The organism is Vibrio hangzhouensis (assembly GCF_900107935.1).
Lineage (GTDB): Bacteria > Pseudomonadota > Gammaproteobacteria > Enterobacterales > Vibrionaceae > Vibrio > Vibrio hangzhouensis.
In genome coordinates this window covers 19,008-31,454 of record NZ_FNVG01000028.1, presented here as the reverse complement: position 1 = coordinate 31,454, position 12,447 = coordinate 19,008, and the positions used below count along the sequence as shown (strand labels likewise).

The window sequence follows — 12,447 nt, the reverse complement described above, 5'->3', positions numbered from 1 at the left end:
ATCCCTTATAAAACATCAGAAAAGCCTTTTTGGACTTTTTGGAAAAACATGTAACCTAAATAAAAGCTAACTAAAGCGAAGCCAAAATATATTGACAAACTTGAAAAGTCCGGCAAAAATCCATAGACAAGAATATTTCTCAAGTCATTGATTATTTGGGTAATAGGATTAAGTAGTAAAATAGGTTTAATTGCACTTGGAGCGTGATCTATCGAGAAAAACACAGTACTAGTAAACAACAGAAAGGTAATCAAAGTACCCATGATTTGTTCTATATCACGAAGATAAGCTCCAAGAGCAGCAAAAAACCAAGCAACTCCCATAAACATAAAAACCATTGGCAAAATGACTATTGGGAATAGTATTAAAGTCCACTGTATACTTCCACCACTTACTAAAAAGAACATAATTAAAACGATCATGCTAACTAATAAATGGAACAAGCTTGATAGGAGTGTTACCCAAGGAAGAACCGCTATTGGAAAAACCACTTTCTTAACTAGATTTACATTTCCAACAATTACTCCAGCAGATCTGCCTATCATATCAGCTGCCATCGCATGAATGACCAAACCTGCGAAGAGCATAACTGCATAATCTGCAGTTGTATCACCAACATCTGGCCATTTAGCCTTGAAGACAAACCTAAAAAAGAAAGTATATAAACCGAGCATGAAAAGTGGAGTACAAAAACTCCAAAAAATACCTAGTACAGAACCCCTATATCGACCAATTACATCTTTCTTAGTCATACTTAGAATTAAGTCTTTATTATGAATAAAAAGACTAAATGGCTGCACTAGTATTTTTACAACATTAAACATCAATATATCCTAGCAACATCTGTGTGCTCCCTTAGTAACATATCAGTGGGCGCACCATATGATTTTTACAGCTTCACCGCTTTTGACAATGATAAGCCATCTGCATCTTTCGCTGAAAGTGAAGGTTGACCCCCTTCCTCGATGGGCCATTCAATAGCTAACTCGGAATCATCCCACACAATAGAGTGTTCTGCTGTTGGGTTATAATAATCTGTACACTTGTATACAAACTCCGCTTCTTCACTCGTCACGTAAAAACCATGCGCAAAGCCTTCTGGCACCCATAGTTGTCGTTTATTTTCTGCAGAAAGATATACGCCAACCCACTGACCAAGTGTTGGCGAATCCTTACGAACGTCCACAGCCACATCAAAAACTTCACCTGATACAACTCGAACTAACTTACCTTGCGTGTTTTCCGTCTGATAATGTAGACCTCGCAGAATACCTTTCTTAGATTTAGAGTGATTGTCTTGAACAAATGTGGTCGGCTTGCCACCAGTAACCAGCTCTTCAAATTTCTTTTGCTGCCAAGTTTCCATGAAGAAACCACGTTCATCGCCAAAAACTTGTGGTTCAATGATTTTTACGTCTGGGATTTTGGTATCAATTACTTTCATTATTTGTATTCCGCAATATTGTTCAATGCTAACTTCCAGTCACTTGGGACAATTCCAAATACAGACTCGATTTTGCTGCAATTTAATCTTGAGTTAGCAGGTCTAGGCGCTGGTAGTGGGTATTGGTCTGCAGTGATTTCATTGACCAATGGCGTACTTTTCAAAACACTATATTTATCCGCAGCAAAGAATATTTCTTTAGCGAACTCGTACCAACTCACATGAGGAGCACCGGAATAGTGATAAACCCCCGAAAGATCATTATCAGCAACAGCAAATTTATCCATCATTGTAATAAGCGCATCAGCGATGTCGCCAGCATAAGTTGGACCACCAAATTGATCACCGATGATCCCTAATTCCGGTCTGTCGGCACCCAACCTCAGCATCGTTTTCACAAAGTTGTTTCCATGCTCACCAAATACCCATGCAGTACGCAAAATGGCATATTTCGAGCAATGCTCCTGAACCGCTAACTCACCCGCTAACTTACTCTTGCCGTATACACCCTGTGGCCCTGTCGTGTCAGACTCTGAATAAGGTTCAGTTTTACTTCCATCAAAGACATAGTCTGTTGAAATGTGGAGTAATAACGCGCCTACACTCTCTGCGGCCATCGCAAGGTTCATTGGGCCATCACGATTGATAGCGAAGCTAGGTTCGACATCACTTTCAGCTTTATCAACAGCCGTATGCGCAGCGGCATTAATTATTACATTTGGCATCAACTCAGCGATTACAGCCTGAACTTGCTCTTTATTGGTGATATCAAGCACGTCACGGTCATAAGCAACAACATCGATATCTTCACGCTTATTTAAACGCTCTACCAGGCAGTGACCAACTTGTCCATGGCTGCCTGTAATCAATACTTTCATTATTTATTCACTCTTTTGCGCTTGTCTTCAATCAGTCTCATCAAATACTGACCATACTCATTTTTAAGCATGGGCTCGGCTATATCACTCAAGGCTTCATCAGACAGCCATTGGTTTTGCCAAGCGATCTCCTCTAAACATGCCACCTTTAACCCTTGGACATGTTCAATCGTTTGAACAAAAGAGGAAGCTTCGTGGAGGCTCTCATGAGTACCAGTATCCAACCACGCAAAGCCACGACCTAGCAACTCCACATTTAACGAGCCATCATTGAGATACATCTCGTTCAGCGTGGTAATTTCTAGCTCACCGCGCTCTGAAGGTTTAACTTGTTTCGCAAGCTCAACAACACGATTGTCATAAAAATAAAGACCAGTAACGGCATAGTCTGATTTTGGCTGTTTTGGTTTCTCTTCGATGGAGAGTGCTTTCATATCTGCGTCAAACTCGACCACACCAAATCGCTCCGGATCTTTTACTTTGTAGCCAAATACTGTAGCTAAGCCTTGCTCTGTTAATTCCCGAGCATTTTGTAGCTGTTTACTGAACGCCTGGCCGTAGAAGATATTGTCTCCAAGAACTAGACAAACTGAATCATCACCAATGAACTCTTCACCAATGATGAATGCCTGAGCAAGGCCATCCGGACTAGGCTGAATGGCATACTCTAGGTTAATGCCATAATCACTACCATCACCCAGTAGTCGCTGGAAACCAGCCTGGTCTTCAGGTGTTGTAATGATCAAAATGTCGCGAATGCCTGCCAGCATCAGCGTAGAGATCGGATAATAAACCATTGGTTTATCGTAGATTGGAAGTAGTTGTTTAGAAGTCCCGCGTGTCAGCGGATAAAGGCGGGTACCAGACCCACCAGCCAATACGATTCCTTTCATATTACTTTTCTGCCCCTAAACGCTCTAAGCTGTATGAGCCATCAAGCACACGACTCCACCAAGGTTTGTTGTTCAAATACCACTCGACGGTTTTACGAATACCTGATTCGAAGGTTTCTTCTGGTTTCCATCCCAATTCACGCTCAATCTTAGATGCGTCAATCGCATAGCGCACATCGTGGCCTGGGCGGTCTGTCACGTAAGTGATCAGCTCTTCATAGGCGTTTACACCTTCCGGTTTGTTCGGAACCAACTCTTCTAGCAATGCACAGATAGTCTTGACGACTTCGATGTTCGCTTTCTCGTTATGGCCACCAATATTATAGGTTTCTCCTACCACACCTTCTGTAACCACTTTATATAGTGCTCTAGCGTGATCTTCTACAAACAGCCAGTCACGGATCTGCATGCCGTCACCGTAAACTGGTAACGACTTTCCGTCCAAAGCATTCAGAATCATGAGGGGAATCAACTTCTCCGGGAAGTGATATGGACCATAGTTGTTTGAGCAGTTAGTCACGATGGTAGGAAGACCATATGTTCTCAACCATGCCCTTACTAAGTGGTCGCTTGACGCCTTTGATGCAGAGTAAGGAGAGGACGGCTCATAAGAAGTTTCTTCAGTGAACAGGTCATCGGTGCCTTCAAGGTCACCATATACTTCATCAGTAGAAATGTGATGAAAGCGGAATACTTGCTGTTTATCTTTATCCAGATTATTCCAATAGGCTCGAGCAGCCTCGAGTAAATTGTAGGTACCGACAATATTCGTTTCGATGAAAGCAGCAGGACCATCAATCGATCGATCAACATGAGACTCAGCCGCCAAATGCATGACCGCATCGGGTTTGTGCTCTGCAAACACACGATCTAGTGCTGCGCGGTCACAAATATCGACTTGCTCAAATGCATAACGCTCATTGGAGTCAATCTCTTCAAGTGACTCTAGGTTACCGGCATAAGTCAGTGAATCAATGTTTACCACTGAGTCATTGGTGTCGTTGATTATATGGCGAACAACCGCTGAGCCTATAAACCCTGCGCCGCCTGTTACAAGTAGCTTCATCTAACGTTCCTTTATTTTTTATATGCTACCGCCCTTGAGTCAAGCCCTCAAAAGCTGGTCGATCAATTTATCTGACTCTAAAGGGAGCAATCCCCATAAAGATAATTTGCGGTGATTATATAGGAAACCTTACGGTGGTGCGAGAGCACGAAAACACGAGAGCACGAGAGCACGAAATACGCCAACTTAACGGGCACGCATGCGCCATAAGTCGAACATCGTGATTCGATATAAAGAAGAGAGGGGACTATAAAACCTACTGCGACAACCAACGTCATCTCAAGTTCTAAAGCTACATCCATCTAAGTCTGCTTTATCTCTTGAGTTTTCTTTCTCTGTGAACGGCACTTATGTGCTCTTCTTCACAATCCTTTTCCTTGAATGAGCGGCATTGTTTACTATGTATACTTAAAATAAAAGGGAAACTTTAACCTGTAACATCTAGTTTCATAAAACTTTGAGGTGTATCAAATTTACAAACCCCTGACATAAGCTTTGCAGATCACACCACAAAAAACCAATCAACCCGTGAACCTTGCAACACCTTTCCCTACGCGTTAATCAATACCCATAATTTGACCAAATTCACTGTATCATCTTCACGCCACAACATCACAACTCGGATAGAGAACCTTGAGTTGTGCCGCAAGGTTTTGCCGGGCGCTATCTTCTCCATGAATCAGATGAAGCTGCTTGAGATGCGGTTGGCAACCTTCTACAAACTTGATGAGATCACTTCGGTCGGCATGTGCAGAATACCCTGATATTGAATGTACGCTTGCGTTGATTTTTATGGTTTTGCCATCAATCCAGACCTCATCTTTGCCTTGCTGGATATCTCGGCCCAGCGTCCCTTCAGCCTGATAACCACAAAAAAGGATATCGGTTCGTTTGTCCGGCAATAATGCTTTCAAATATTCCATCACTCGCCCGCCCTGGCACATACCCGACGCCGACACAACAATCGCCGCCTCTCCGGTTGAAGCCAGTCGGTTGACGATCCGTTTGTGCTCGCGATGGCTTTCGACGACGATGCACTGGGAAAAGTCTAATGGCCTTCGCCCCTGCTGCAGTTTATGCTGAGCTTCCTGCGCCCACAACTTTCGATAGCGGCGATACGCTTTGGTTACTTTCGCCGCCATCGGCGAGTCTATAATGATCGGCAGCCTGGAGGTCAGTTTATGTTGATGCAGCAGCGACTCAATATCGAACAGTAACTCTTGAGTACGCCCGACGCTGAAGGCAGGAACAACAATGGCACCACCGTCTCTCAGGCTGCGATTGATAATAGTGAGTAAACGCTCACTGCGCTGATCGATGGATTCATGTTGTTTGTCTCCATATGTCGACTCTAAGAACAGGTAGTCAGCGCGTTGGGGTGAAACTGGGTCGGGAAGCAACGGGGTTTGACTTGGCCCCAGGTCGCCTGAAAATACCGCTATTTCATTGTTGGGCAACTTAAATTCCGCGTAAGCACTTCCTAATATGTGCCCGGCAGGGTTGAGCCTGACGTAGCTGAAGTAATCGTTGCGACATGATTTAATGGGTACCCAAGTGCTATAGGCAATGGGACGTAAGTGTTTACTGACTAACTCAATACATATATCAATCTGTGCGCCGCTCAGGCCGGATTGAAGCTTCAGAGCGTCTGATAACATCAGTGGCACCAGATACGCAGTAGCTGGCGTGCAATAAATTGGGCCTCGGTATCCGGCCGCCATTAACCACGGGATCCTGCCTATGTGATCGATATGCGCATGAGTAAGCACGATCCCCTGGATACGTTGCAGGTTAAACGGTAAAGCAAGATCGTGTTGCTTTTCATCACTTCCCTGATACAGACCACAATCAATCAGAATGGATTCTTCACCAATCCTCAGTTCATGGCATGAACCAGTCACGGTCCGTTTTCCGCCGTGGTGAAACACCTCCACGTTATGGGTTAACTGCATCATTTACTCCGTTAATGGCACCTGACTACAGAACAGACCTATCGAATCATCGAAACATGGTCAATGGTTCAGGTGTGTTTTTAGCTCACAGGCTCTAAAACCATCACACTTATCTAGCACTATTTGGGTCTGGCACTATTTGGGGCCTTGGCCTCCTCAAATACCCATGAAGGGCAGCCAAAAGTCAGCAGATATTTATCAGAATTCAGTGGGCCTTACTTAGTAAATATCAGATTTCGCTTCAAAAATTTCAGCCAGAACGTATACGAAATGTTAACCAGCTCTCAGTTTCGTAATCACAAATTATAATAGATACAGATTGCTAATCAAATCGCTTCATATCAACAAGGCGTTATGTATACTGATGAGCAACATATGGCTTATCCCTTCTTTCTTGTACCGTCAGATAACAAAATTGACCCGAATAAGAGGCAACATCTGACAGGGCTCCCCTGCAAGGAAAGGGAAAAAATAATCAGTGGTATTACATGCTAACAACGCTAGGCTTTGCTTTGGCCTCTTCGTTTGTGTCGCTTCATGGTGCGCGGAGAATGGCTAAACGCATCGGGCTCGTCGATAAGCCCAATGCACGGAAACAACATCAGGGAGTCATTCCACTTGTCGGTGGTATCGCTATTTGTACAACGGTGACGCTAACATCGCTAATGTTTGGCCTTGATATCAACCACCTACCACTCTTTCTTGCATCCATCATTGCACTGACCATCCTGGGTGCCATTGATGATAAGTTTGATATTAGCTTTAAAGTTCGGATGCTCTGTCAGGCGCTACTGTCGATTGCGATGATCTATTTTGCCGATCTGGAACTGCATACACTGGGTAATATGTTTGGTCTCGGCCATACCGAGCTGGGTGGGTTCGCGGTGCTAATCACGGTACTTGGGGTCATTGGTGCCATTAATGCCTTCAATATGGTAGATGGCATCGACGGATTACTTGGCGGTCTGTCCATTGTCAGCTTTGGCGCATTAGCCATGGTGCTGTTTAACGAAGCACACTCCGGACTGGGGGTACTTTGTCTTATCTTTATTGCCGCAGCCATACCTTACATTTGCATGAATCTCGGATTCTTTGGGCCTAAGCACAAGGTCTTTATGGGGGATGCGGGGAGCATGATGATCGGATTTTCGATTATCTGGCTACTGCTCAGCGCCAGCCAAAACTCTGACAGCGCCTTAATGCGTCCTGTCACTGCCCTGTGGTTAATCGCTCTGCCACTGATGGATATGGCAGCCATCATGATACGGCGAATTCGCCGCGGCGATTCTCCGTTTAAACCGGATCGCGAACATCTGCACCATATTTGTCAACGACTGGGGCTCAATTCCAGACAAACCTTACTGGCAATATGTGCATTATCGGCGTCTCTGACAGGATTTGGTCTTTACGGTGAGTATGCCCAAATTCCTGAAGCCGTGATGTTCTACCTGTTTATTGCCTGCTTTATTGGTTACGCGCTGTGCTTGTCTTACATATGGCGGATCACTCGTTTTCTACGAGAAAGATCTCAACAACAAGCCGAGCTTACGTTATCCAAATAACCTGCAAAAACATAGGATTACATGATAGTTATTGAAGGGAATTGTCGCCAGATTTGGCTGTTCCTTTCAATAGCTACATCATGCAAAACTCGGCTTCTGGATACAAGCTATCTATTGAATACATTATCAGTTTCGTGACCTTGGTTCAGAAGTGCAATCTTGGTCACATTTTCATTTAATCTTCAGCGCAAGTTGGACGCACCTTTCTACGCTCGCCTGTTTAATGAAAACCCTTAAAGCATTCGCCCGACTCATACCGCCAAATATAAATATAACCCATCAATATCAATTGGTTATATATTAATTAATTCTTTACCTCCTGGTAATTGAAAGTGCTTTCTTGTTTGTGAGCAGGCCATCAAGTATGGAACCAGTATCACATTAAGTTTAAGAATTAGACTAAAATATCTAAACAGGGAGTTAGGCATTATGAGCAAAGGGAGGTCTCATGCAATATCATTGCCCAAGCTGTAAGCAGCTACATGTCCATCGACGGATAAAAAGAAGCTGGCTGGAAAAGCACAGATTCAAATCTTCCCGAAAGTATTGTTGCCCTAACTGCCACAAGACGTTCTTTATTGACTTGCTCAATCATCAACCTGAAGAGAGTAACGAGAGTTAGTTGGTTGAACTACGGCTTTCTGAACCAAGTTTCTGAGTCTGGACTCTGATTCAATGCCCTGACTCAAAAGTTAGAAGGGCTTCACGAAGAAGGGCTTAATCAGATACGGCATCACTGGCGCACTAAGGTGAGTGAGTTGCGAGGTAAGGGAGAGGGAAGTGATTAACAGCGCCTTAAAGAATCGCGGGCAAAAACGGATAACGCAGTCAGTCAGAGAGAATAAGCCACGCTTAATGGTCGTTGACGTTGTCCAATGGGTAAATGATTAACACCGATAAACTGGAAACAAAACGGCCTCAATAAAGCTTCCGACTCAAGAAACTGAAACTAAAATCGGTAACCACACGGTGTTTTATACTGATGAGCCTAACTATCAAGAATTCAATGATTTTACTCACTTCGTCAGGCAGAAATACATAGCATGAGCAGGGCTAACCACTTAAAGAGTTAGCACGTGTGCTGAGTAACTAGGGGCCCGTACTAAGAAGCTTTATCTGTAGTAACTTATACTCGATCTTACACATCCGCTGGTTAGTCACGACTAGATCGTATAGGCGACCTGTTGGTATCGTAAATCACAATTGGACAGAAGCAATCTAGTCTCCATTGTTTTAACATCTCCCAGAATGCCGTCATCCTCACGCAAGTGAGGATCTCCTAAAACGCGTAGCTATTTGAAAAATAATGACTACGTCGCGTAAATTGCGTTCACATCACGCTGTATGAGATCCCCTTTTTCAAGGGGATGACGGGGTTATTTTTTGGGTTTAGAAACAAGAAATGGGGCAGAACCGATTTGGGGCAACCTGTCAGTTCTAGTCACATCAAGGAAACGAAACCGACAGATTGCATTCAGGCTAATTCACTTTTATCTTCTTAAAATAGAGACCCCATGCATTTATGTTGTAACTTAAATCTCTGCACAGCCCCATTCTGGGAAGTGCTTACGCACATAAGCGTTCAGATCTTTCTCGGCCTGAGAGTACACTCTTACTTGGCCTTCATTGCCATCGATAACAGTCTCCACCATACCCGCACCCACAGTGACATTAGTGTGACGGTCAATCACCACAAATGAACCCGTTTGCGGAAGCTTACGATACGTATCTACTGCAATTTTGTCCGTTAATGCAATGTCAGAAAGTGCGATCTCATTTAGTCCAAGAGTTTCGCTGCCTTCTGCATGCTGCTCAAGAGTGTTCACATCAATCTTATGTGGAATCGCCACCACTTTACCGGCACAAGATTTGGTCGCAAACTTAAAGATGTACTCTTTATGTGTGCGCATTGGATTCTCATCCATCCAAACGACGTGCGCTTGCATTTTGTTAGTCACACTAGGTTCGTGGCCACTGTGCACCAACATATCGCCACGAGACACATCGATTTCATCTTCTAATGTAATGGTAATCGCTTGACCTGGACGTGCAGTTTGCAATTCACCGTCATAAGTGTAGATAGATTTGATGCGAGACTGCTTACCTGATGGCAGGGCTGTCACTTCATCGCCTACTTGCACTAGACCAGAAGCAAGTGTGCCACAGAAACCTCGGAAGTTTAGGTTGGGACGGTTCACATACTGCACTGGGAAGCGCATATGTTCCAGATCTTTGTCTTGGTCGATTTTCACCGTCTCAAGAAGTTTCATCAGAGTAGCACCTGGGTACCAATCCATGTGCTCACTTGGAGTAACTACATTATCTCCCTTAAGCGCCGAGATTGGAACAAAGCGAATGTCGTCGATGTTGAAGTTCTTCGCCATCTCACGGTAATCCGCTTTAATCTTCTGGTACACCTCCTGGCTGTACTCCATCAAGTCCATCTTGTTGATAGCGACAATGATGTGCTTAATGCCTAGAAGACTGCAGATGAAACTGTGACGGCGAGTTTGCGTCTGAATGCCATGTCGAGCATCTACCATCACAATAGCCAATTCACAAGTAGACGCGCCAGTCACCATATTACGCGTATACTGCTCATGCCCAGGAGTATCAGCAATAATGAACTTTCGTTTATCAGTTGAAAAGTAGCGGTAAGCCACATCAATCGTAATACCTTGCTCGCGCTCGGATTGAAGACCGTCCACTAGCAAAGCCAGATCAAATGCTTCATCGGTAGTGTTGAACTTTTGAGAGTCTTTCTCAATCGCCGCCATCTGATCTTCATAAATCAACTTTGAATCGTAAAGCAGACGACCAATCAATGTTGATTTACCATCATCCACGTTACCGCAAGTCAAAAACCGCAGTAGGTCTTTATTTTCATGAACTTTTAAATACCCTTCGATATCGGTAGCAATAAGTTCAGAGCTATGAGACATAATATTCTCCTAAATTATGCTTGCTCGGGCTTACCTGCCCAAACAAAAATACTGTTGTGTACCCATCCGTGCGTGCGCACATCCATTATTTATTCGATGGCTTGTAGAAGTCGCTCAGCACTTGCGTGAACTTATCTGCATCATCTTTCGGCAGTTTATTGATACCCGCAGCAGCCTTACGCCCTCCCCCCGTTGGGAACGACGAGCAAACCTCATCGGCACCCACTCGATTATTCAAGGGTGCGCGCACACTTACGGTGTAATCTTGCAGATTAGGGTTTAGCGTTAGCACGCCATGAGCGAGTTCAGGGCTTTGGTTTGCAAGTTCATTACCAAACACACCACTGATGCGTCGTGCCCAGGCTTCACAAGGCAATTCAAATACCATGCACTGCGCATCAACATGAAACGGTTCGATACTCGTGACCTTTTCATGGTCTAAGGTATAGCCTTTTTTAAGCACGTGGTAGGGCGAAACATCATCATCCAGAAGAGTGAGCGGGTCTTCATACTTACTCAGCTGTCGATACAGCTCGGCCGGTTCAATATGCAGGTCCTGTAATGAGGCTCCGTAACCGTTGTAGTTGATTAAGATGCCAAGCTCTTTCAAGAACTCTGTTTCGCTATCGGAGAGACCAATTTTCGTCGCTAGCTTTTGCGCCGACGCAAACAGGTTATCACCAAAGGCCGCTGCTACAGCCCATTTCGCGTATTGACCACCAAGCTTTTGGTTAATCAACAAACTAGTGCATACTTCAGCATCCAAATCGATCAACGCTTCCAGCTTGTCTGATTTCGGAAGTTCACCACTGCGGTGATGGTCGCAGTAAAATACCGACACCCCATTATCAAGCAAGATCTCAAGTTCCGGCAGGTTCTTCTCCATCGAGATATCCAGTGCCGTTACTGACGTGGCGTTTTCGCCATCCACTTGCCTGAGCAATTTGATGTCACGCTTCACACCGGTAATCAACGTTGCCTCTTTCGGCTCTGCGAGGCGAAGTTGCAGCAGCGCAATGATGCCATCGGCATCACCATTAAATACGTCATAATGCATTACGCTTCTTCCTTTAATTGCAAGTAGCCTTTTTTCTCTAGCTCACTCACCACAAAATCCGCACACGCTTCGATACTGAGATTTTCAGTCTTAAGATGAATATCAGGATTCACTGGCTGTTGGTACTCAGAATCAATGCCTGTGAAGTGTTTGATTTCACCCGCGCGCGCTTTCTTGTATAAGCCTTTCGGATCACGTGCTTCACACACATCAAGCGGTGTATCGACAAACACTTCAAGAAACTCTCCGTCTTGCATCAAATCACGCACTTGCTGGCGGTCTGACTCAAATGGAGAAATAAAGGCGGTTAACACTATGTTGCCCGAATCGACAAACAGTTTGGCAACCTCACCAATACGGCGAATGTTCTCAACACGCTCTGCGTCGGAAAAGCCCAAGTCTTTATTCAGGCCATGGCGCACGTTATCGCCATCTAAAAGATAGCTATGTTTACCCATCTGGAGCAATTTGCTTTCAACCGCATTTGCCACGGTGGACTTACCTGAACCACTCAGGCCTGTAAACCATAAACACACAGGCTGCTGCTGCTTTAAGGCAACCCGATCAGCGTGGGTTACCGTTGAATTGTGCCAGACTACGTCACTCGATACTGAGTCGTGTTCTTTACGTTGATAAGGAGTCGTCATAATGAA

Annotated in this window: 10 protein-coding genes; 1 reads left to right on the top strand and 9 read right to left on the bottom strand. The window is 44.5% G+C overall.

Translation table 11 applies throughout. From position 1 onward, the window contains the following. Positions 1-5 precede the first annotated feature (5 nt). The 6 genes from C4S60_RS20110 to C4S60_RS20085 all read right to left on the bottom strand — a co-directional run bounded on the left by C4S60_RS20110 (position 6) and on the right by C4S60_RS20085 (position 6,233). Positions 6-824 (bottom strand): ABC transporter permease, encoded by an 819-nt coding sequence (locus C4S60_RS20110; RefSeq protein ID WP_103882086.1) that lies wholly within the window; start codon positions 822-824, stop codon positions 6-8. A gap of 65 nt (positions 825-889) precedes the next feature. Next, positions 890-1,444, bottom strand: coding sequence for a dTDP-4-dehydrorhamnose 3,5-epimerase (rfbC, locus tag C4S60_RS20105; protein WP_103882085.1), 555 nt, complete (start codon positions 1,442-1,444; stop codon positions 890-892). Further along, the gene (gene rfbD / locus C4S60_RS20100) at positions 1,444-2,322 is read right to left on the bottom strand and encodes a dTDP-4-dehydrorhamnose reductase (protein ID WP_103882084.1); all 879 of its coding nucleotides are present in this window, start codon (positions 2,320-2,322) and stop codon (positions 1,444-1,446) included. The genes rfbC and rfbD overlap by 1 nt, the downstream gene beginning before the upstream one ends. Beyond that, positions 2,322-3,215: a glucose-1-phosphate thymidylyltransferase RfbA gene (rfbA, locus tag C4S60_RS20095; RefSeq protein WP_103882083.1), complete on the bottom strand. Its 894-nt coding sequence runs from the start codon at positions 3,213-3,215 to the stop codon at positions 2,322-2,324. Before rfbA ends, rfbD begins: the two co-directional genes overlap by 1 nt. Position 3,216: 1 nt before the next feature. Continuing rightward, positions 3,217-4,281, bottom strand: a complete 1,065-nt coding sequence (rfbB, locus tag C4S60_RS20090) for a dTDP-glucose 4,6-dehydratase (protein WP_103882082.1) — start codon at positions 4,279-4,281, stop codon at positions 3,217-3,219. 599 nt (positions 4,282-4,880) lie between these two features. Beyond that, a complete protein-coding gene (locus tag C4S60_RS20085) occupies positions 4,881-6,233 on the bottom strand; it encodes an MBL fold metallo-hydrolase RNA specificity domain-containing protein (RefSeq protein WP_103882081.1) in 1,353 nt (450 codons plus the stop codon). A gap of 488 nt (positions 6,234-6,721) precedes the next feature. Between C4S60_RS20085 and wecA the strand changes: the two genes are divergently transcribed. Further along, the gene (gene wecA / locus C4S60_RS20080) at positions 6,722-7,795 is read left to right on the top strand and encodes a UDP-N-acetylglucosamine--undecaprenyl-phosphate N-acetylglucosaminephosphotransferase (RefSeq protein WP_103882080.1); all 1,074 of its coding nucleotides are present in this window, start codon (positions 6,722-6,724) and stop codon (positions 7,793-7,795) included. Positions 7,796-9,327: 1,532 nt separating this feature from the next. Here the strand turns inward: wecA and cysN are convergent. The 3 genes from cysN to cysC form a co-directional block, all read right to left on the bottom strand. Then, positions 9,328-10,737: a sulfate adenylyltransferase subunit CysN gene (cysN, locus tag C4S60_RS20075; RefSeq protein ID WP_103882079.1), complete on the bottom strand. Its 1,410-nt coding sequence runs from the start codon at positions 10,735-10,737 to the stop codon at positions 9,328-9,330. A gap of 85 nt (positions 10,738-10,822) precedes the next feature. After that, positions 10,823-11,794 carry an acetyltransferase gene (locus C4S60_RS20070; RefSeq protein ID WP_103882078.1) on the bottom strand — a complete coding sequence of 324 codons (972 nt, stop codon included), beginning with the start codon at positions 11,792-11,794 and terminating at the stop codon, positions 10,823-10,825. Next, a complete protein-coding gene (cysC, locus tag C4S60_RS20065) occupies positions 11,794-12,441 on the bottom strand; it encodes an adenylyl-sulfate kinase (RefSeq protein ID WP_103882077.1) in 648 nt (215 codons plus the stop codon). The genes C4S60_RS20070 and cysC overlap by 1 nt, the downstream gene beginning before the upstream one ends. Positions 12,442-12,447 lie beyond the last annotated feature (6 nt).

Bases quoted from the DNA above. Each gene is read 5' to 3' on its own strand.
- C4S60_RS20110 (WP_103882086.1), bottom strand. From the start codon at position 824: ATGTTTAATGTTGTAAAAATACTAGTGCAGCCATTTAGTCTTTTTATT.
- rfbC (WP_103882085.1), bottom strand. From the start codon at position 1,444: ATGAAAGTAATTGATACCAAAATCCCAGACGTAAAAATCATTGAACCA.
- rfbD (WP_103882084.1), bottom strand. From the start codon at position 2,322: ATGAAAGTATTGATTACAGGCAGCCATGGACAAGTTGGTCACTGCCTG.
- rfbA (WP_103882083.1), bottom strand. From the start codon at position 3,215: ATGAAAGGAATCGTATTGGCTGGTGGGTCTGGTACCCGCCTTTATCCG.
- rfbB (WP_103882082.1), bottom strand. From the start codon at position 4,281: ATGAAGCTACTTGTAACAGGCGGCGCAGGGTTTATAGGCTCAGCGGTT.
- C4S60_RS20085 (WP_103882081.1), bottom strand. From the start codon at position 6,233: ATGCAGTTAACCCATAACGTGGAGGTGTTTCACCACGGCGGAAAACGG.
- wecA (WP_103882080.1), top strand. From the start codon at position 6,722: ATGCTAACAACGCTAGGCTTTGCTTTGGCCTCTTCGTTTGTGTCGCTT.
- cysN (WP_103882079.1), bottom strand. From the start codon at position 10,737: ATGTCTCATAGCTCTGAACTTATTGCTACCGATATCGAAGGGTATTTA.
- C4S60_RS20070 (WP_103882078.1), bottom strand. From the start codon at position 11,794: ATGCATTATGACGTATTTAATGGTGATGCCGATGGCATCATTGCGCTG.
- cysC (WP_103882077.1), bottom strand. From the start codon at position 12,441: ATGACGACTCCTTATCAACGTAAAGAACACGACTCAGTATCGAGTGAC.